The organism is Winogradskyella tangerina, assembly GCF_003260205.1.
GTDB classification, from domain to species: domain Bacteria; phylum Bacteroidota; class Bacteroidia; order Flavobacteriales; family Flavobacteriaceae; genus Winogradskyella; species Winogradskyella tangerina.
Genome location: NZ_QERF01000009.1, coordinates 70,849 through 90,017, shown reverse-complemented (window position 1 = coordinate 90,017; position 19,169 = coordinate 70,849). Strand labels below are relative to the sequence as shown.

Annotated in this window: 19 protein-coding genes and 1 tRNA gene; 6 read left to right on the top strand and 14 right to left on the bottom strand. The window is 36.9% G+C overall.

Going from position 1 to position 19,169, the window contains the following annotated elements; genetic code table 11:
- Positions 1-104: 104 nt before the first annotated feature.
- From DDY94_RS13340 to DDY94_RS13315, 7 genes are all read right to left on the bottom strand, one after another.
- Positions 105-707 carry a hypothetical protein gene (locus tag DDY94_RS13340; protein WP_111684806.1) on the bottom strand — a complete coding sequence of 201 codons (603 nt, stop codon included), beginning with the start codon at positions 705-707 and terminating at the stop codon, positions 105-107.
- Between the two features lie 273 nt (positions 708-980).
- Positions 981-1,145: a hypothetical protein gene (locus DDY94_RS16145; RefSeq protein ID WP_157957329.1), complete on the bottom strand. Its 165-nt coding sequence runs from the start codon at positions 1,143-1,145 to the stop codon at positions 981-983.
- Complete coding sequence (locus tag DDY94_RS13335; protein ID WP_111684804.1) at positions 1,126-1,470, bottom strand: hypothetical protein; 345 nt, start codon at positions 1,468-1,470, stop codon at positions 1,126-1,128. Before DDY94_RS13335 ends, DDY94_RS16145 begins: the two co-directional genes overlap by 20 nt.
- A gap of 56 nt (positions 1,471-1,526) precedes the next feature.
- Positions 1,527-2,090, bottom strand: a complete 564-nt coding sequence (locus DDY94_RS13330) for an REP-associated tyrosine transposase (protein WP_111684802.1) — start codon at positions 2,088-2,090, stop codon at positions 1,527-1,529.
- Positions 2,091-2,585: 495 nt separating this feature from the next.
- Entirely contained in the window at positions 2,586-5,057 is a 2,472-nt protein-coding gene (locus DDY94_RS13325) for a ribonucleoside-diphosphate reductase subunit alpha (protein ID WP_111684800.1), read from the bottom strand.
- Between the two features lie 184 nt (positions 5,058-5,241).
- Entirely contained in the window at positions 5,242-6,222 is a 981-nt protein-coding gene (locus DDY94_RS13320) for a ribonucleotide-diphosphate reductase subunit beta (RefSeq protein ID WP_111684798.1), read from the bottom strand.
- A gap of 334 nt (positions 6,223-6,556) precedes the next feature.
- Positions 6,557-7,129, bottom strand: coding sequence for a DUF3109 family protein (locus tag DDY94_RS13315; protein WP_111684795.1), 573 nt, complete (start codon positions 7,127-7,129; stop codon positions 6,557-6,559).
- A gap of 90 nt (positions 7,130-7,219) precedes the next feature.
- Here DDY94_RS13315 and DDY94_RS13310 point away from each other — a divergent pair, with 90 nt between their 5' ends.
- Genes DDY94_RS13310 through DDY94_RS13300 form a run of 3 tightly spaced genes read left to right on the top strand, consistent with a single transcriptional unit; the run spans position 7,220 to position 8,626 of the window.
- A complete protein-coding gene (locus tag DDY94_RS13310) occupies positions 7,220-7,801 on the top strand; it encodes a MarC family protein (protein WP_111684793.1) in 582 nt (193 codons plus the stop codon).
- 13 nt (positions 7,802-7,814) lie between these two features.
- Positions 7,815-8,018 carry a hypothetical protein gene (locus tag DDY94_RS13305; protein ID WP_111685025.1) on the top strand — a complete coding sequence of 68 codons (204 nt, stop codon included), beginning with the start codon at positions 7,815-7,817 and terminating at the stop codon, positions 8,016-8,018.
- Complete coding sequence (locus DDY94_RS13300) at positions 8,015-8,626, top strand: FAD-dependent oxidoreductase (RefSeq protein ID WP_111684791.1); 612 nt, start codon at positions 8,015-8,017, stop codon at positions 8,624-8,626. Before DDY94_RS13305 ends, DDY94_RS13300 begins: the two co-directional genes overlap by 4 nt.
- Here the strand turns inward: DDY94_RS13300 and DDY94_RS13295 are convergent.
- The 6 genes from DDY94_RS13295 to DDY94_RS13270 all read right to left on the bottom strand — a co-directional run bounded on the left by DDY94_RS13295 (position 8,616) and on the right by DDY94_RS13270 (position 13,155).
- Entirely contained in the window at positions 8,616-10,223 is a 1,608-nt protein-coding gene (locus DDY94_RS13295; protein WP_111684789.1) for a S41 family peptidase, read from the bottom strand. The two genes, DDY94_RS13300 and DDY94_RS13295, sit on opposite strands and share 11 nt — an antisense overlap.
- Entirely contained in the window at positions 10,223-10,654 is a 432-nt protein-coding gene (locus DDY94_RS13290; protein ID WP_111684787.1) for a deoxycytidylate deaminase, read from the bottom strand. Before DDY94_RS13290 ends, DDY94_RS13295 begins: the two co-directional genes overlap by 1 nt.
- 94 nt (positions 10,655-10,748) lie before the next feature.
- Complete coding sequence (locus tag DDY94_RS13285) at positions 10,749-11,345, bottom strand: HupE/UreJ family protein (RefSeq protein WP_111684785.1); 597 nt, start codon at positions 11,343-11,345, stop codon at positions 10,749-10,751.
- A gap of 62 nt (positions 11,346-11,407) precedes the next feature.
- Entirely contained in the window at positions 11,408-12,046 is a 639-nt protein-coding gene (locus tag DDY94_RS13280) for a tetratricopeptide repeat protein (protein ID WP_157957328.1), read from the bottom strand.
- Between the two features lie 12 nt (positions 12,047-12,058).
- Positions 12,059-12,796: a hypothetical protein gene (locus tag DDY94_RS13275; protein ID WP_111684781.1), complete on the bottom strand. Its 738-nt coding sequence runs from the start codon at positions 12,794-12,796 to the stop codon at positions 12,059-12,061.
- Positions 12,797-13,073: 277 nt separating this feature from the next.
- A tRNA-Leu gene (locus DDY94_RS13270) sits at positions 13,074-13,155 on the bottom strand.
- Positions 13,156-13,296: 141 nt separating this feature from the next.
- Here DDY94_RS13270 and DDY94_RS13265 point away from each other — a divergent pair.
- The 3 genes from DDY94_RS13265 to pth all read left to right on the top strand — a co-directional run bounded on the left by DDY94_RS13265 (position 13,297) and on the right by pth (position 15,776).
- The gene (locus DDY94_RS13265) at positions 13,297-14,238 is read left to right on the top strand and encodes a ribose-phosphate pyrophosphokinase (RefSeq protein WP_111684779.1); all 942 of its coding nucleotides are present in this window, start codon (positions 13,297-13,299) and stop codon (positions 14,236-14,238) included.
- 186 nt (positions 14,239-14,424) lie between these two features.
- Positions 14,425-15,069: a 50S ribosomal protein L25/general stress protein Ctc gene (locus DDY94_RS13260; protein WP_111684777.1), complete on the top strand. Its 645-nt coding sequence runs from the start codon at positions 14,425-14,427 to the stop codon at positions 15,067-15,069.
- Positions 15,070-15,143: 74 nt separating this feature from the next.
- The gene (gene pth / locus DDY94_RS13255; protein WP_232817873.1) at positions 15,144-15,776 is read left to right on the top strand and encodes an aminoacyl-tRNA hydrolase; all 633 of its coding nucleotides are present in this window, start codon (positions 15,144-15,146) and stop codon (positions 15,774-15,776) included.
- 46 nt (positions 15,777-15,822) lie between these two features.
- On the opposite strand, the gene DDY94_RS13250 is transcribed toward pth, so the two are convergent.
- Positions 15,823-19,128, bottom strand: coding sequence for a zinc-dependent metalloprotease (locus DDY94_RS13250; RefSeq protein ID WP_111684775.1), 3,306 nt, complete (start codon positions 19,126-19,128; stop codon positions 15,823-15,825).
- Positions 19,129-19,169: the final 41 nt, after the last annotated feature.

The window sequence follows — 19,169 nt, the reverse complement described above, 5'->3', positions numbered from 1 at the left end:
CACACGAAAGGATTCGTAAGGGAGCGTGGGCAGGAGCCAAACCACACGAAAGGATTCGTGAGGTAGCTTGGGATTCGTGCGGGAGCTGGGGGAACAGAGATTATTCAAAATCGTTTTAATTGAAATATCGCAAAATCAAATTCTGTTTGCTCACTCAAAGTATTACTCAAGTCATTAAACAATTTAACAGGAACCTTATCTTCATAACACAAATAATCTAATTCTTTGTTCTCAAATTTAAAAAAGACAAGTCCTTTTTCTAGATTTTTATACTCTGAATTAAGAACAAGTTGATAATGAAAAATATCATTCTCTAATTTTTCAGTTAACTTCACCTCTTTGTTATTTTTGAAATATATATTTTTTCTGAGAAAACTATTTTCATAATCTACATATTGCTTTTTTAATTCACATAAAAAATTTTCTTCTAAAAAATCAAAAGCTTCTATGATAATGTCTCCTTCATAATCACTCAAAGAAAAGGAGTTATTTTGAATTTTAAAATTGGTATGCGTCCAATGATTGAAAATGATCCTTTTTAAGGAATCATCCTTCTTATTAGGACCATAAGAATATATATAAACTTTACCTAAAATTGAATCATATTTATATCCAATACCATAATCTAGTAGTCTTGAAAAGTTCTGTTTACTTCTTAAGGAATCTAAAAAGTAAGATAGTTTTTGTGGTTTTTGAAAGTTGGTCATTAGCCGTCTTTCGAAGTACTCATGCGAATATTTATTTATATCATAAATGCAACTATTAAATGACTCTATAAAATTATTAACTCTGCTTCTTTTCAAGTAATAGCTTAACGGGTAAATTATTAAAATCAATCCAATTGCGACTATTAATATTCTATATATTATCAATTTCATTTTAATTTAATTTTTTTAAGCCCATTTTGTAAGACAGATTAGTGCCCACGCTCCCGCGCGAATCCCTTCGCGCAAGGATTCGTGCAGGAGCGGGGTATTTCTTTAGTGCAGGAAAAAAATTAGATATTTTTCTTCAGAATTTATTTTTGATGCAAATAATTCTCTATTTAAATCATCAACCATAAAACTATAATTAGTTTTTTCTAATACCGCTTTAAAAAAGAAAAAATCTTCTTCATTAATCTTTTCATATTTTGATGATTTCATGAATTTCAACTTTGAAATAAGAGTTTGAAACTTCCCTTATTCCAGAATATATAGCATACTTATTAGCATTATTGCTCAAAACCTCAAAAAAGTTGACAAAACCACCGCAAGGTGCTTTGGAGTATTTGCCAAGACTAAATAAATTTAATAAATCTTGTTTTAACGATTCGTCTTCGATATTGCCTTGGGTGAAAAATGTATCAATTATTTTATTATAATTAATCTTGAGAATTTCATTACTCAAGACAATTTTCACTTTATTCTTTTTAGAATTTTCACTATCGTAAACAGATTTATTATATAAATTATTTCCGATTATTTTCATATTATTGAATCTTTTTCCTCCGCTCCCGCGCGAATCCCTTCGCGTGTTTTAAAGACCTACCCGTAATATTCAAATAAGACCAAATCTAAAATTAATCCTTGACCACCAGCATAATCTATAGCACTACTGTATACATATTCCTCTGCTTTGAAAACTAGTCCAGCCTCAACAGGATTATTATGTATATATTTAATTTTCTGTTCGATTACCTTGTTGCTCCATAACTCAATTGGTCTATTATCATGTCTCCAAAATTGATTGTGTTTTACATTTGAGCTTCCATTTGCTGCTTTTTTGAAATGTTTTAACAAAAACTCTTTCCTACTTTCTTGTGGATGCTCCTTAATAGCTTTTACGATATTGTTACTCGTAAATCTTTTAAAGTCTCCTAACAACTGCTCAGGTTTTTCTCCTTGTACACTTCTAAATATCAAATGCACATGATTGGTCATGATACACCAGGCAACCAATTCCATACCTTTCTCTTTTTGACAAAATCTTAAGCTGTCAATTAGGATGTTTTTATAGGTGTTTCTTGTAAAAACATCTAACCAATACACTACCGCGAAACTCACAAAGTATAAGCCTTCTGGATTGTGAAATTTATAGTTTCTGCTCATTTCAGTTCTTTTACTTAATAGCAATTACATAAGTTTTGACCACAATTCAGCTAGGCCACACGAATGGATTCGTGAGGTAGCGTGGAAATTTATAGTTTCTGCTCATATCAGTTCCTTTACTTAATAGCAATTACATACGTTTCGACCACAATTCAGCTAGGCCACACGAATGGATTCGTAAGGTAGCAGACCACACGAAAGGATTCGTGAGGTAGCTTGGGGACCACACGAAAGGATTCGTGCGGTAACATATATTAAATTTAGTTTCTATTGACGGTTCATTTGCCAATAGTTAAATAACCGGTGGTGATAAAGTAATTAGTGGAAATTTTTTTGAAATAATGGATTATGGTTATTGGTTCAATTCAAAAAAACACGTGGAAGCGTAGACTGATACTTTGGTTGGAAACTAAAAAAGCACCTCATTTCTGAGGTGCTTTTCATAACACTTTGCTTCAACTGCGGTGGGCAATCAAAACCATAAATTAATTTAATTTACGAACCACACATTAAACAATCATCGCCTTCGCTTTCCTTAGCTTGTGCAATTAAGGCTTTCATCTCCTCTGCCGTCATTGGTTCTACTTCAGTAGTTTCTTGAGCAAACTTAGCCGCTGTTTTAGCTGCTTTTGCTTTTTGCTTAGCCACTACTGTTTCTTCAGATACTTGTACAGCTTCTGCTACTGGTTCTTCTTTCTTCTTATTGGTTAAGGTAAACTTAATCGCATCTACTGCACTCTTCGTTCTTAAGTAGTACATACCTGTTTTTAGGCCGCTCTTCCAAGCGTAGAAATGCATAGATGTTAATTTCGCCATCGTTGCACCTTCCATAAATAGGTTAAGTGACTGCGACTGGTCAATAAAGTAACCGCGTTGACGCGACATATCGATAATGTCTTTCATACTAAGTTCCCAAACCGTTTTATAAAGTTCCTTGATGTCTTCAGGAATAATATCGATATTTTGAATTGAACCGTTGGCTCTCATTATATCTTGCTTCACAGATTCGTTCCAAAGTCCTAATTCTACAAGGTCTTCTAACAGGTGCTTATTCACCACGATGAATTCACCTGAAAGCACACGTCTTGTATAAATGTTAGATGTGTAAGGTTCAAAACACTCATTGTTTCCAAGGATCTGAGATGTCGATGCCGTTGGCATTGGCGCAACTAATAGTGAGTTACGTACACCATTTTTAGCCACTTGCTTACGCAACTTCGCCCAATCCCAACGACCACTTAATTCTTCATCTTTGATATTCCAAAGGTTGTGTTGGAATTCACCATTACTTATTGGTGATCCTTTATAAGTTTCGTATGGTCCATCAGCTTTCGCTTCTTCCATAGATGCAGTAACTGCAGCGTAGTAAAGCGTTTCAAAAATATCTTGGTTTAAAGCTTTGGCTTCGTCACTTGTGAATGGTAATCTCAATTTGATGAATGTATCCGCTAATCCTTGTACTCCAAGTCCAATTGGTCTATGACGCATGTTAGAATTCTTAGCTTCTGGCACCGGATAGTAATTTCTATCGATCACACGGTTTAAGTTCTTTGTTACGCGCTTCGTAATTCTGAATAATTCCTTGTGATCAAACTGACCATTCTTCACAAACATTGGTAAAGCGATAGATGCCAAGTTACATACGGCTACTTCATCTGGTGAAGTGTACTCTAAGATCTCAGTACATAAATTTGAAGACTTGATCGTTCCTAAATTCTTCTGATTCGATTTACGGTTGGCTGCATCTTTGTACAACATATAAGGTGTTCCCGTTTCGATTTGAGATTCTAGTATTTTCTCCCAAAGCTCACGTGCCTTAATGGTTCTTCTACCTTTACCTTCGGCTTCATACTTTGTGTATAAAGCTTCAAACTCCTCACTATGTGTATCTGCTAAACCTGGACATTCGTTAGGACACATTAAAGTCCATTCACCATCTTCTTGTACGCGCTTCATGAAAAGATCTGAGATCCACATCGCGTAAAATAAATCTCTTGCACGCATTTCTTCCTTACCGTGATTCTTCTTTAAGTCTAAGAAATCGAAGATATCGGCATGCCAGGTTTCAAGATAAATAGCGAAACTTCCTTTACGTTTTCCTCCTCCTTGATCAACGTAACGTGCCGTATCATTGAATACACGTAGCATTGGTACAATTCCGTTTGAAGTTCCATTGGTTCCTGCAATGTAGCTACCCGTTGCTCTGATGTTATGGATAGATAACCCAATTCCACCTGCTGATTGCGAAATTTTTGCTGTTTGCTTCAGGGTGTCATAAATTCCATCGATGCTGTCATCTTTCATAGTTAATAAGAAGCAAGACGACATCTGAGGTTTTGGAGTTCCTGAATTGAAAAGCGTTGGTGTTGCGTGCGTAAAGTATTTTTTCGACATTAACTCATAAGTTTCTAATGCAGCATCCAAATCATTTAAGTGGATCCCAACAGAAACACGCATTAACATATGTTGTGGACGTTCGGCAATCTTACCGTTCAGTTTTAATAGGTAAGAACGCTCAAGGGTTTTAAACCCGAAATAATCGTAACCAAAATCACGGTTGTAGATAATGGCTGAATCTAACTTGTCTTTGTTGTCTTTAATGACGTTGTAAACCTCATCAGATAATAATGGTGCTTTTTTACCTGTACGAGGATTGATGTATGTGTATAAATCTTCCATCACTTCGCTGAAAGACTTCTTGGTATTCTTGTGTAAATTTGAGACAGAAATACGTGCGGCTAGTTTGGCATAGTCGGGGTGACTTGTGGTCATTGTAGCGGCAATCTCAGCAGCTAAATTATCGAGTTCACTAGTAGTTACGCCATCGTACAAGCCTTCAATAACTCGCATGGCTACCTTTACAGGATCAACTAATTCGTTTAATCCATAACACAATTTTCTCACCCTAGCGGTGATTTTGTCGAACATCATCGGTTCTTTCCGACCGTCTCTTTTTACAACATACATATATTAATTAGTTTTTAGATTTCTCTGAACAGGTTCAGAAAAATGACAGTTAGTTATGGTGGGCTACACTTAAAATGTAATCCACTTAGTTAGATTAATTTATACTTTTGGACTATTCCTGTTACTAACAGAAACAGATTTGGCATTGAATTTTTTGGTCTTTAGGCTGACCTAATTCAATTGATTAAAAGTCAGCGTCGAAAGAAAATTTATCTTTCTCCTCTTCTTTATTTAGCACTCCTGCTTTTTGATATTCTGAAACTCGTTTTTCAAAGAAATTAGTTTTTCCTTGAAGCGAGATCATATCCATAAAATCAAATGGATTTGATGCATTGTACTCTTTTTCGCAACCCAACTCACCTAATAAACGATCTGTTACGAACTCTAAATATTGTGTCATTAACTTCGCATTCATACCGATAAGACTTACTGGAAGCGACTCAGTGATGAATTCTCTTTCAATATTTAATGCATCTACAATTATACCTCGGATACGGTCTTTCGGCACTTTATTGATGAGGTGATTGTTGTGTAAGTGCACTGCAAAATCACAGTGAACACCTTCATCTCTAGAGATTAATTCATTAGAGAATGTTAATCCTGGCATTAAACCTCTTTTCTTCAACCAGAAAATAGAACAGAAAGCTCCTGAAAAGAAAATTCCTTCTACAGCAGCAAAAGCAATTAAGCGCTCAGCGAAACTTGGTGATTCGATCCACTTAAGTGCCCAATCTGCTTTTTTCTTAATCGCTGGAAAGTTTTCAATAGCTTTAAAGAGCTTATCTTTTTCAGCTTCATCCTTAACATAAGTATCGATTAACAACGAGTAGGTTTCACTATGGATATTCTCCATCATAATTTGGAATCCGTAGAAAAACTTAGCTTCACTATACTGAACTTCGTTCACAAAATTCTCTGCTAAATTTTCATTTACAATTCCATCACTTGCGGCAAAAAAGGCTAAAATATGCTTAATAAAATAACGTTCGTCGTCATTTAATTTTGTTGACCAATCGGTTAAATCCTGGTGTAAATCAATTTCTTCTGCGGTCCAAAAACTAGCTTCAGATTTCTTATACCATTCCCAAATATCATGGTGTTGAATCGGAAAAATTACAAATCTATCTTTATTTTCTGCTAAAATTGGCTCTACTGCTTGCGACATGTTTTTTACTTTTTTTGAGGATTAAATTGGATTTATTTTGCTTCGATTCGGGACTGACAAAGATTTAAAAATGTATAAGAAAATGAAAGACAATCTTATAAACATTGTCAACAAGTTTTTAACAAACTCTTGAATCGCCCAAAACATATAGAAAAGACATATTTTAAGTCTAATTATCTGTTTTTCAATACTTTAAAAATTTTTAAGCGCTTGAATATTTTGTAGGCGTAATCGTATTAAATTTTAAGCTACAAGGCGTATTTATTGGGAATTCGAATTTTGAAATTAAGAAAATTTTAAGACCTGAAAATCCTTAAAGAAAAAAACAACAAAATTATTTTTTGAAATTTTTTTCGGCGATTTTTTCGAGTTCTTCGTACCAATCTTCACCAAATTTTCTAATCAGTGCTTCTTTTACAAATTTGTATACCGGAACTTGTAATTCTGCACCTAATGAACAAGCCGGATCACATATATCCCACTTTTCGTAATTCACACCAGAAAATTCAGTGTAATCTCTAACACGAATGGGATAAAGGTGACAGGACACAGGTTTTTTCCAATCTATTTCACCTTGGTTGTAGGCTTCTTCTATGCCGCAAAGTGCAGTGCCTTTATCGTCAAAAGTAACATAGGCACATTCGGCACCATTAATCAATGGCGTTTCAAGTTCGTCATAAACCGTTTTCACCGAAGTGCCTTGGGCTTCAATGACTTCGATTCCTTCTTTACGCAAAAATGGTTTAACCTTAGGATAAATGTCATTAAGGATTTTTACCTCCTCTTCACTTAGAGGTGCACCCGCATCGCCATCTACACAACATGCGCCCTTGCAAGCTGAAAGATTACAAACAAAATCCTTTTCAATAATATCTTCTGAAACTATGGTTTTTCCGAGCTGAAACATGCGACAAAAATAGTTAAACTTTACGGTAATTTAATATTGTAAATCAGTAATTAAATCGCACCTTTGCGGCGAATTTTAAAAGGGTATAAAATGCAACTCAATTTTAAAGAAATATTTACAGCTTTTATGGTCTTATTTGCCGTAATAGATATTATTGGTAATATCCCTATTATTATTGATCTACGAAAAAAGGTAGGGCATATTCAAAGTGAAAAAGCCTCGCTCATTGCCGGAATAATAATGATCGCATTCTTGTTTTTGGGTAAGAGCATGTTGTCATTGATCGGAATCGATGTGAATTCGTTCGCCGTTGCTGGTGCTTTTGTATTGTTTTTTATTGCTTTGGAAATGATCCTCGGTATTACCTTGTACAAAGATAATGGCGATGATGCCATAACTGCATCTGTGTTTCCTTTGGCATTTCCGCTGATTGCAGGCCCAGGAAGTTTAACAACTTTACTCTCATTACGTGCCGAATTCAGAATTGAAAATATTATCGTAGCTGTGATCTTCAATGTGATTTTCATCTACTTGGTGCTCAAAACCTCAGCTAGAATTGAACGCGCTATAGGAAAAAATGGAATTAACATAATAAGAAAAGTTTTTGGCGTAATTTTGCTAGCCATAGCCGTAAAATTATTTGCACATAATATTAAGGCTTTGTTTGTCTAAAAAAACTATTGTTATGAAGATCTTTATTTGGATTCTAACGATTTTGGCCCTTGCCTTAATTGTATTTAATTCTACCAAGTTAAATTTCGATGCCCTTTTTGAAGGCGAAAGTTACACAGCCATTCTAACCATTATAGCGGCGTTGTGTGCCATTATATTACTTCAGATTCTTAGACTTTCTAAAAAAATAGAAACCCTTAGCAAGAATCGTAAATGAATTTCGACACGCTAATTATTGGTGGTGGTGCGGCTGGACTTTCTTGTGCGCTTGTTTTAGGCTCTGCGAAAAATAAGGCTTTCGCTCAGGATAAACACATCGGCATCATTACACATCAAAAAACGTCTCATTTACAAAATGCCCTGTTCAATAATGTTCTGGGGTTAACGCCTGGCACTTTAGGACGTGATATACTTGAAAGCGGTAAACAGCAGCTTCAGGATTTGTATCCGCATGTGGTTCAAATTGAAAAAGAAAAAGTGAAGTCTGTTGAAAAACATACAGAGGGCTATAAAGTGATTACCAACAAGCAAGAGTACATTTCAAAAATAGTGGTTATTGCTGTAGGTTACACAAGTTTAATGACCATTAAAGGCTTAGAATCTTATATTGAACCTCATCCTAGAGCTGTGATCGAAAAAGATCGCATCTGGCTTAAAAATACCGATCATTTAATTGCGGAAAATCTTTATGTTGCCGGAACTTTAGCTGGTTGGCGTAGCCAATTTTTAATAGCAAGTGGTAGTGGTGCCCATGTAGCAACGGATATATTAACCCTTTGGAATGGTGGTAAACACACCAAAGTACACGATAAAATTACTGCTTGAAGTTTGGATACTCTGTACTGAGAAGTATCACCTCCTGAATCATAACGTCTTCTTTATTCAGAATTTCTTCAAAGGCGTTGTCATCAAATAATTGACGGGCTAAAGTGGCTTTGATCAATCGTCTGATTTCATCGTGATAAACAGTGAAGGTTATGTTGGTTCCTTCATGGAGATTAACATAGTCTTGAAAACGTACAACCACATCGTCGCTCACTTCAAAATTATTGATAAAATCGTACTTGGTCACATGCTTATAAGCGTTTCTATCTTTGTCTAATTCTTCAAAAACAAAGTAGCCAAAGTGTCCTCTTCGTCTTAAATAATTGATTGTTTCGTTATCGAAAGACTTGTCAACAGGTACAAAAATATCTGGAATAATTCCGCCACCGCCATAGACAACTTTACCTTTTGGTGTTTTAAACTTTAAAGAGTCATCAACCTTAATATTACTTTCGTCTGCCAGTTCGCCTGTTCGTAAGCGTTTAAAATAGTCGTTATAGTACGAACGACTATCACCATTGGTGTACGGCCGTTGAATAGATCGACCAGTTGGTGTGTAGTAACGAGAAACTGTTAAGCGGACCGCGCTACCATCTCCTAGTGCCATCTCGCGCTGCACCAAACCTTTACCATAAGATCTACGCCCTACAATTATCCCTTTATCGTTATCTTGAAGCGCACCAGCGATCACCTCACTAGCAGAGGCTGAGTTTTCGTTGATGAGAATATAGATCTCACCATCTTCAAAATCACCACGCTTAGTGGCATAGGTATATTCTTCGCGTCCCTTTTTATCTCGAGTGAACAAAATGAGCTTTTTGTTCTCCAAGAATTCGTCAGCGATTTGCTCTGCGATCCCTAAAAATCCACCCGGATTATCTCTTAGATCTAGTGCCAACTTGGAAGCGCCTTGCTCTTGCAATTCTTCGAGTGCCGATTTAAATTCTTTAAAACTAGTTTCTGCAAAGCGATTCATTTTGATGTAACCTAACTCGTCGGTTAACATATAGGCCGCATCAACACTTTTAATTGGAATATCCTTGCGCTTAACGGTGACTTCGAAGGTCTTGTCTTCACTTTTTCTGTAAACTGTGAGTTTTACTTTGGTATTCTTATCGCCTTTGAGTTTGCCTGAAATATAGTCGTTAGATAACTGAGGTCCGAAAATATCTTCGCCATCTGCTTTTATAATACGATCACCTCCCATAATACCGGCACGTTCACTTGGTCCGCCTTCTGAAGGCCTAATAACTGCAATGGTATCGTTGTAAGGATAATAGTTAATTCCTATGCCAACGAAATCACCCTTCATGTTTTCAGTAATTCGCTTTAGATCTTCCTTCGGAATATAGGTGGAATGCGGATCTAGATTATCTAGAATTCCATTCACCGTCACATCGACTATACTATCTGTATTCACTTCATCGACATATTCGTAATCAATATAGTCGATAAGGCGGTTTAGTTTGTCCTTCTTACTATTAGTGGTAAACAAGCGATCTGAAGTATCTGTGAAATTGAGTTTACCACCAATAATAACACCAGTTGCAATTGCAACGCCGATTATTAATGGTATGTATTTATTTTTTGTGGCCATTAGGCTTTTAAGTCTTCAATCAGTTTTAATTCTATCCCTGCTTTTTCCAAAAAGTCGAGACCAGAAGTATCTTTGTAAGCTGTTGAATACACCACTCTGATGATGCCAGCCTGATGTATCAATTTACTACATTCTTTGCATGGAGATAAGGTTATATATAATGTGGCACCTTTACATGATTGTGTTGAGGCAGCTACCTTTAAAATAGCATTTGCTTCAGCATGTAAGACGTACCATTTGGTATAGCCTTCATCGTCTTCACAATAGTTTTCAAAACCAGTTGGTGTGCCATTGTATCCATCAGAAATAATCATTCTGTCTTTTACAATGATGGCACCTACCTGCTTTCGTTTGCAATGTGAAAGCTTTCCCCATTCGTGTGCAATGCGTAGATAAGCCTTATCGTATCGTAACTGTTTACTATCTGACATTCATCTTATTTATTGCACAAACGTACGATGTTATTAACGAATATAAAAGGATAGAATTGTAATAGCAATGTCCTCGCCGTTAAAGTTTTACCAATTAGGAAGCGTTTAACAAATCACTTCCAGTTATCATTGGGATCACTAAACCTATAACTATGGCTGATAATACCATTACCCAATCGCGGCGTGTAAACCTGAAAATAGTCTGAAATAAGAATCCTAAAAACAAGACTACAAAAACAATGATGACCTGAGCAATTTCAATGCCTAGTGCGAATTCTATTAGAAGTTCTACTTTGTTTTCGGACTGCCCGGCAAACATTTTGAACTCTCGAGCAAAACCGAGTCCGTGGATGAGACCAAAAAACAAGGTGGTAAAAAATAACAAACTTACTTTATTCCCTTTTTCATTTTTTCCTGCTGTGAAGACGTTATAGACTGCGGCAATTAAGATGGTTACCGGAATTAAAAATTCTACCAGTTTTCCGTTTACAGAAACAACATCGTAGGCTGCTAATACTAAGGATAAGGTATGCCCTAATGTGAACATAGAAACTAGAAGTAAAACACGTTTCCAATCTTTAAAAACATAGGGTACGGCTAAAACCATTAAAAAAAGTACATGGTCGTAACCATTTGGGTCAAGTACATGATTAATGCCATACTTAACATTAAACCAGAAATTCTCTAACATAATTAATTCATTTGGGCGGAATCAAAGTTACGATTTATATTGCAAATTTTAGGACTAATAATTCAAGGCTTCGGCACCACGATCGACCGGTTAATCCAGCACTTAATTTGTATCGTTTCGCCACCCAAGCCACTTAGAAAGATTTTATCCTTCCCAGGCGCCATAGCCAAATAATTGTCTTGAGATTGCCTCACATATTTTTGCAATGTTGGGTCGATACGAGATGCTTTTTTTGCTTCCTCCGCTGCCAACCAATAGACCGCTCTTTGATGAAAGTTGTCCTTGCCACAGTTGGTGTCTTTAGCACTATCGGAATACATTTGAGCAATAACGAGATGTGGTTTCCCATTAGACGGATTCAATTTTAGCGCATCCAGTAAATAATTTCTAGCGGTGACATACCTGTTCTTTTGCTTGTAAATCACACCAATTCTGATCGCTAAATTCGATTTTTTATACGGTCTGGTTTCAAGTTTATAGGCTTCCTCTAAATACCGAAAGGCCTCCTCATCCTTGCCCTTGGCGAACAACATGGTGGCGATAAAAACTTTGGTGTCTGCTGATGGTGATACCGTATCGTATTGCTTTACGATCATTTCGTAAAAATCAGCGCTAGAGCAGTCCTTTAGATATAGCCTGCTTACGGCACGTTTTAGCCAAATGGAATCGTTTTTATGACTTTCAAAATCCTTGGTGTACAAGGGAATTAGATTCTAGCAATTCCCTTCTGTATTGATAATGGTTTCAATATTAGAATTGATAAGGGCATAATTTTTAAGGTAACTCTCATAGGCACTGCGCTTCTTAATTTCTTTACTAGAAAGCGTTTCGCCATTATCGATCTTATGGACCAAAGCATTTAAAAGTTCTGAATAATTCTGAATTTCTAGCCCTATCTTTTCGTTGATCTCATCATAAGTATTAAATAACTCCGTCGCCTGTTTTTGGTCTTTACGATACATTTCTACAAGCAGTGAAAAATAGGCATATAAGCTCTTGGGATGAGTGAAATTTTCCTTGTCCGACTTAAAGGCATCATCAAAGCAATTGTAGAGATCTGATAGTTCTTCGCCTAATTCTTCTCTGTAATCGTAACGCAATTGGCAGGCACTGGCTCCAAACTCGCCTATTGGTGTTCTGTTTTCAAAGTACTGTCTGCGATCTTTCCATAAGCCCAGCAGATCGTTGACAAACCCTAATTGGGTTTCACCTTCGGAATTGTCTATTTTATGCTTTAGGATTTTTTCACCGTCGGAATAGATGGCCAAGCTCAATTCTGGGCAATTGGTTTTTACAAAATACCAGTTGTCGTAGGCTTTATCGTAGCGTTGCGCCTTTACATCTTCATGAAAGTTTGAAAGCTTGGTTTGACATTCAATAGAATCTTGCGCATGTGTGAGTCCGAAACTGAGGCAAAAAACGGCACAAAAGAGGATGGGAATTCTGACCATGATGCATTTGATTTGTAGTTAGTTACATCTCAAAAGCCACAAAAAATGTACCAAAGGTGAGGTTGGTGTTGGGTGGAGGGGAATGTCAAACCCACGCAAAACCAAAAAAGCGAGCTTCTTTTTTGAAACTCGCTCACATTTCACCTCAATGGTGTTTTATCTGTACTCAAGGTGGGATTCTACTGCAGTAGTTCCCACAAAGCGTCGCTTTGAAAATCAAAACCTCACTAAACCAAAAAAGCAAGCTTATTGTTTTAGCTTGCTTTTGATTTATTCGTACTCAAGGTGGGAATCGAACCCACACTCCCGAAGGAACTGGATTTTGAATCCAGCGCGTCTACCAATTCCGCCACTTGAGCAAAACGGACAGCAAAAATATAAAATATTTTTCGTCAAACAACTAAAATTAGGGCTTATCGTCCTTTAATGAGCAAATAATTTTCCTAACTTTGGGCCCAGCTAAGAACGCAACTAACAACCCTTTTTAATTACTTACTCAAATGCCTAATAATACTACTGAAGCCAAGGTTTTTACATGTTCTCAAAGTAAAGAACTGGCAGAAGAAATCGCAGCTGCCTATGGCGTAAAATTAGGAAACGTTATTACCTCAACCTATAGTGATGGCGAGTTTCAACCTTCCTACGAAGAATCTATTAGAGGTACGCGTATTTTTATTATTGGATCCACACATCCTGGCCCGAAGAATTTAATGGAAATGCTTCTTATGATCGATGCCGCCAAGCGCGCTTCGGCAAGGCATATTACGGCAGTAATGCCATACTTTGGTTGGGCAAGACAAGATAGAAAAGACAAACCTAGAGTTCCTATTGCGGCAAAACTCATTGCCAAAATGCTCGAAGCGGCTGGTGCAACACGTATTATTACCATGGATCTGCATGCGGATCAAATTCAAGGGTTCTTTGAAAAGCCTGTTGACCATCTATTCGCATCAACCATCTTTTTACCGTATTTGAGAAGTTTAAATCTAGATAATCTCACCATCGCCTCACCAGATATGGGAGGTTCTAAGCGTGCTTATGCCTATTCAAAAGCACTGAAAAGTGACGTTGTAATTTGTTATAAGCAACGCGCTAAGGCCAATGTCATTTCACACATGGAACTTATTGGTGACGTAACAGGAAAAAACGTGGTCCTTGTCGACGATATGGTAGACACTGCTGGTACCTTAACAAAAGCTGCTGATCTTATGATGGAACGCGGTGCTGCTAGTGTTAGAGCTATATGTACACACCCGATTTTATCCGGTAGTGCTTACGAACGTTTAGAGAATTCAAGACTTGAAGAACTGATCGTTACCAACTCTATTCCGTTAAAGCAGACTAGCGATAAATTACGCGTGTTAAGCTGTGCACCTTTGTTTGCTGAAGTGATGTTTAACGTGCACCATAACAAGTCGATTAGTAACAAATTTGTGATGTAAAACGATTGAAATCAGCCTTCAATCTACAATCAAGGCCTTATTATTTCTGAAAAATGCTAAAAAATAGCATAAAAGGCTAGTATTTCTCTATTATATGCTTAAATTTGCAGCCCTTTAACGGCAAAATCAGCCGTAAAGGACAAACCCTCAAAATGAGGTAATTAATAATAAATAAACAATTTCAAAATGAAATCAATTACAATCAATGGATCTCAAAGAGAAAGCGTGGGCAAGTCGTCAACGAAAGCCTTACGTAATGCTGGTCAGATTCCTTGCGTATTATACGGAGGAGACAAGCCAATACATTTCTCTGCACCAGATTTGGCATTCTCTAAACTTGTATACACTCCAAATGCGCATACAGTTGTGATTGCCTTAGATAATGGTGAAACTTTCAATGCTATTATGCAAGACATTCAGTTTCATCCGGTGACCGATAGAATCTTACACATCGATTTCTATCAAATTTTCGAAAACAAAGAAATCACTATGGAAATTCCTGTTCAAGTTGTAGGAACTTCTAAGGGTGTTTTAAATGGTGGTGTTCTTAGAAGACCTTACCGTAAGCTAAGAGTGAAGGCTATTCCTTCTAAATTACCAGATTTTATCGAAGTAGATATTACGCCGCTTAAAATTGGTAACAAGCTTTACATTACAGAGTTAGAAAACGAAGATTACAAATTCTTACATCCAGATAACACTGTTGTTTGTCAGGTTAGACGTTCTAGAGCATCTATGTCTGTTGAAGACGAAGAGGAAGAAGATGATGATGCAGCAGAAGCAACTGAAGGTGCAGCTGAAGCACCAGCAGCTGAAGCAGCTCAGGAATAACAAAAACACGTTACAGAACTATAAAAGCATTCTATATCAGAATGCTTTTTTTATTTTTACGCAAAGCGAATGGCATGTTTGAACGTTTAAAAAAATGGCTCGGTTTTGGTATAACTACAGAACAAAATGAAGAAGATCTCATGAAAAAATTTTTAATTGTTGGCTTAGGAAATATTGGTGAAAAATATCACAACACCAGACATAATATTGGCTTTAAGATCTTAGATCATTTGGCAAGCGAGGCAGAGGTTTCTTTTGAAACTGTAAAACTTGGTGATCGGTCTACCTTAAAGGTGAAAGGACGAACCCTTGTGCTTATCAAGCCAAGCACCTACATGAATCTTAGCGGTAAGGCTGTGAAATACTGGCTAGACAAGGAGAAAATTCCTTTAGAGAACTTACTGGTGATCACCGATGATCTTAATCTTCCCTTCGGAACACTTCGCCTGAAAACCAAAGGAAGCGATGGCGGTCATAATGGTTTGAAGGATATTCAAGATAAATTACAGACCACAAAATACAACCGATTTAGGTTTGGTATTAGCGATGCCTTTAGCAAAGGAAAGCAAGTGGATTATGTGTTGAGCGAATGGAATGAAGAAGAGACGTCTCAACTAGATGAGCGTTTAAAAACGGCAGCTGAAGTTATTAAATCTTTCGCGCTAGCTGGTGTAAATAATACCATGAACCAATTTAACGGCAAATAAAAAAGAGGTCCTTATTGCACCTCTTTTCATTTATAAATTCTATAGATTAATTGATAATAAGTCGTTTAACAGAACTATTAGTACCATCAATTACTCTAACGAGGTAAACTCCAGATTGAACACTATCTAACTTAATAATGCCTCTAAAATTTTGAATGGCATTAAAGCTTCTTTCAAAAATTCGTCTGCCGTTAATATCAAATAATTCAATAGCAATCTTATCAGATAATGGGTTGTTTAAACTCACTGTAAACTCACCATTATTTGGATTTGGATAAATGCTAAAGCCATCGTTTCCTGAAAATTCTGAGGTAGATAATGTTCCAATAGTACATAACTCTAAGGTCCAGTCATCAATCGTTCCAGTATCTAAGCCTGCATTGTCCGATACGTTTAAGGTCCAATCACCATCAGAGAAACCTCCATACAGCGTGCTTAAATCTCCATCAGGTACAAAGGTTCCAGTAAATGGTGCCGTACCACTACTTATTAAATTTGACCCTTCCTGATCAAATACAGTATCTACAAAATTATCACCGTTTCCACCATTTCGATTCGATAATAAAATTGGTGTTCCGTCTGGTGCAATTAAGGTTAATCTTAAATCACCATTGAAAGTATGGGTAATATTTACCGTAACATTGATATCCGTTATTTCTTCTGAACTTGGTACATTGATTACAGAATTTACACCCGATGCATTTGCATCAGGAATATTTATCGGCGTATCGGATGATGTATAAAATGCACATGAAACATTGCCAGTGGTAAAATTTCCTTGGGCATAATTACCGTTACCACAATCATTAACACCTCTAACTCTCCAAAAATATTGTGTCAATATACCTAATGAACTTAAGGTATAATCAGTAACAGTTACCACATCAGACAACACGATATTTGTAAAAGCCGCGTCAGTTGCAACATCTAATTCGTAGGCATTGGCATTAACCTCTCCTGTCCACGCTAACTGAGCGTCTTCTGTAGATACTCCTGTTTGACCATTAAACGGTAATAAAATACTTGGCGTACTTAAATTTGCATCAAAGACATTAAACTCAACATTAGCCACTTTTACTGTTCCGCCTGAAGTTCCTTCTAAGGTCACAGGATAATTTCCTAAGGCTAAACTTCCAATTCCAGAAATTGTTGCCGTAACATTTGTTCCATCAGCACTTGCCGACGCTGGTGAAAAAACTATTGAAGTTCCGGCTGGCAAGCCAGTAGCTCCAAATGTTGTCGTGCCAGTAAATCCTAAAAAGGTATTGTAAGTAAAATTAAACACAGCGTTATCTGGTGAACAAACATCAATTTCTGGGTCAGAAACAGACAAGAGAAACTCTGAAGCATTAATTGTAAAGTTTGTGTCATTAATTGCATAGAATATGTTGTTATTACCTTCTACTTTAACTCGTGCAGTAGTTACTGCTCCTGTTGAAGGCACAACAATATCATGAGTTCCATCATTAGGAACATCTGAAGCTAAAACAAAAGGATATGTAAATCCACCATCAATGGAGAGTAGAATATTTACAGTTGGAGTATTTACAGCTCCTGCATCGGTTCCGGCAACATTCCACGATACCGTTTCTATAGAACCTTCTTCCCAGGTTTCGTTCGTACTCTGAGAGGTTACTTCAAATGGTCCAATACTACCATCAACAGTTACCGTCATTGTATCATAACTACTCTGAGGGGTTTGCCCTACGCCATTGGCTTCACTACGATCTCTAACTATTAAAGCGAAGTTTAAATTTCTACTTACGGTTGAAACCGTTTCCCAAGATGAATTATCTATGGTTTCCGTTGGGCTTGTCTCTAATAACTGACCAGAAATTACGCGTTCAACTATAGGCATATAACGATCTGGTGATGTGGTCGGAGGTCTAGATCTCCATAAAGCACCAGAGGTTTTTCCTGGATTAAAATTACCCGTTGTCGTTACTCCATTATCTATCTGTTCCCAGTTGTAATATAAAACATCACCACCATCAGTGTCTGTAGCAGCGCCCTTTAAAACAAAGGCCGTACCATTAGGAATTACATAATTTGGACCAGCATCTGAGCTTGGAGGATTGTTTGAGATTGGCGTGCTTGTCCAGCAAGTACGCGACTGTAAATTATTCAGAATTTGCAGTATACTGTAGTAATGGAAGTATGGATCTGAATGATCTTGAACATCATTACCTCCTGTAATACCTGCATATCCCATGATGGTTGTACCACTTCCTGGTTCTGCATTTACACCCGTACCTTCACTACTGAATGACCAAGTATGGTTGGCGCCCATTTGGTGACCAATTTCGTGAGGTACATAATCAATATCGAAGAAATCGGACATGTAAGGACCGCCATCATTATCTTGAAATGAGTGCGACGAAAAACCACTTCCTTTTTGATTATTGACGCAAACACAACCTATACAACCTGCGTTTCCATTATTACCGCCAAAATGAAATAAATGCCCAATATCATAGTTAGCCTCGCCAATATTTGCAGTTAATGTAGTTTGTAATTGCGAATTGAATGCCCCAGAATAGGGATCTGTTGCTGGGTTGGTATAAATTATTGACGTCCCCGAAATTAATGTAAACGTCACCGCCATATCAACTTCAAAAACTTCGTTGTTTCTATTTAATGTCGACACCAACTGTGCTAAAGCATCTTGTTGTGCATTTCCATTTCCGGCATTACCATCATCCCAAAAGTTAGTATACTCAGCCGTGGTTGAAATTGCAATTCTGAAATTTCTTAAGAGTTGGTCGTCTGCATCTCTGTTAGAAAAACGATTCATATCCATAGGCATCATTTCGTCCTCTGTTAAACATGAATAATCCTTAAAATTCTGCGTTCTTACCTCTCTAGTGTAAGTAATATAAGACGTATTATCTGTTCTACTTGTAGGAACCGTGAATGTTAGAGGCTCATCAGCAGAAGTGATCATGGTTTGAAGCCCTTGAGGTGTAACACTAAAACGAGCTCTTGTTCCAGGTTTGTCTAAACTATAACCCAAATACGTTTTTATGTTGGGATATTGCTGTGAAAGTTCTTCTGACAGAACAGGTGCTTCAACTACAGAAAATTGCTCCATTTCACCCTTGTGATTAGGAAGGTAGATCTTTGTATTTGAAATTTTTGTGTCAGCAGAACGCAACGGTGCATTTACTAATTGAGCTTTAAACGCATCTAAATCTAAATTGTGCGTTACATAAAACTTTTCATTTAATGTTGAATTGCCGTCGTTACTCGTTAAGTCTACATCCGTTGATCTCCAATAGCCCTGTTGAGCTACAGCAGAAAATAAGGTAAAGAACATGGTAATTGACAAAACAAACTGTAATTTTGTTTTCATAGCGATGGGTGTTTTTTTTTAAGAATTCACAAAAATAAGTT

Excerpts from the sequence above, each read along its gene's own strand:
- DDY94_RS13340 (WP_111684806.1), bottom strand. The coding sequence starts at position 707 with ATGACCAACTTTCAAAAACCACAAAAACTATCTTACTTTTTAGATTCC.
- DDY94_RS16145 (WP_157957329.1), bottom strand. The coding sequence starts at position 1,145 with ATGAAATCATCAAAATATGAAAAGATTAATGAAGAAGATTTTTTCTTT.
- DDY94_RS13335 (WP_111684804.1), bottom strand. The coding sequence starts at position 1,470 with ATGAAAATAATCGGAAATAATTTATATAATAAATCTGTTTACGATAGT.
- DDY94_RS13330 (WP_111684802.1), bottom strand. The coding sequence starts at position 2,090 with ATGAGCAGAAACTATAAATTTCACAATCCAGAAGGCTTATACTTTGTG.
- DDY94_RS13325 (WP_111684800.1), bottom strand. The coding sequence starts at position 5,057 with ATGTATGTTGTAAAAAGAGACGGTCGGAAAGAACCGATGATGTTCGAC.
- DDY94_RS13320 (WP_111684798.1), bottom strand. The coding sequence starts at position 6,222 with ATGTCGCAAGCAGTAGAGCCAATTTTAGCAGAAAATAAAGATAGATTT.
- DDY94_RS13315 (WP_111684795.1), bottom strand. The coding sequence starts at position 7,129 with ATGTTTCAGCTCGGAAAAACCATAGTTTCAGAAGATATTATTGAAAAG.
- DDY94_RS13310 (WP_111684793.1), top strand. The coding sequence starts at position 7,220 with ATGCAACTCAATTTTAAAGAAATATTTACAGCTTTTATGGTCTTATTT.
- DDY94_RS13305 (WP_111685025.1), top strand. The coding sequence starts at position 7,815 with ATGAAGATCTTTATTTGGATTCTAACGATTTTGGCCCTTGCCTTAATT.
- DDY94_RS13300 (WP_111684791.1), top strand. The coding sequence starts at position 8,015 with ATGAATTTCGACACGCTAATTATTGGTGGTGGTGCGGCTGGACTTTCT.
- DDY94_RS13295 (WP_111684789.1), bottom strand. The coding sequence starts at position 10,223 with ATGGCCACAAAAAATAAATACATACCATTAATAATCGGCGTTGCAATT.
- DDY94_RS13290 (WP_111684787.1), bottom strand. The coding sequence starts at position 10,654 with ATGTCAGATAGTAAACAGTTACGATACGATAAGGCTTATCTACGCATT.
- DDY94_RS13285 (WP_111684785.1), bottom strand. The coding sequence starts at position 11,345 with ATGTTAGAGAATTTCTGGTTTAATGTTAAGTATGGCATTAATCATGTA.
- DDY94_RS13275 (WP_111684781.1), bottom strand. The coding sequence starts at position 12,796 with ATGGTCAGAATTCCCATCCTCTTTTGTGCCGTTTTTTGCCTCAGTTTC.
- DDY94_RS13265 (WP_111684779.1), top strand. The coding sequence starts at position 13,297 with ATGCCTAATAATACTACTGAAGCCAAGGTTTTTACATGTTCTCAAAGT.
- DDY94_RS13260 (WP_111684777.1), top strand. The coding sequence starts at position 14,425 with ATGAAATCAATTACAATCAATGGATCTCAAAGAGAAAGCGTGGGCAAG.
- pth (WP_232817873.1), top strand. The coding sequence starts at position 15,144 with ATGTTTGAACGTTTAAAAAAATGGCTCGGTTTTGGTATAACTACAGAA.
- DDY94_RS13250 (WP_111684775.1), bottom strand. The coding sequence starts at position 19,128 with ATGAAAACAAAATTACAGTTTGTTTTGTCAATTACCATGTTCTTTACC.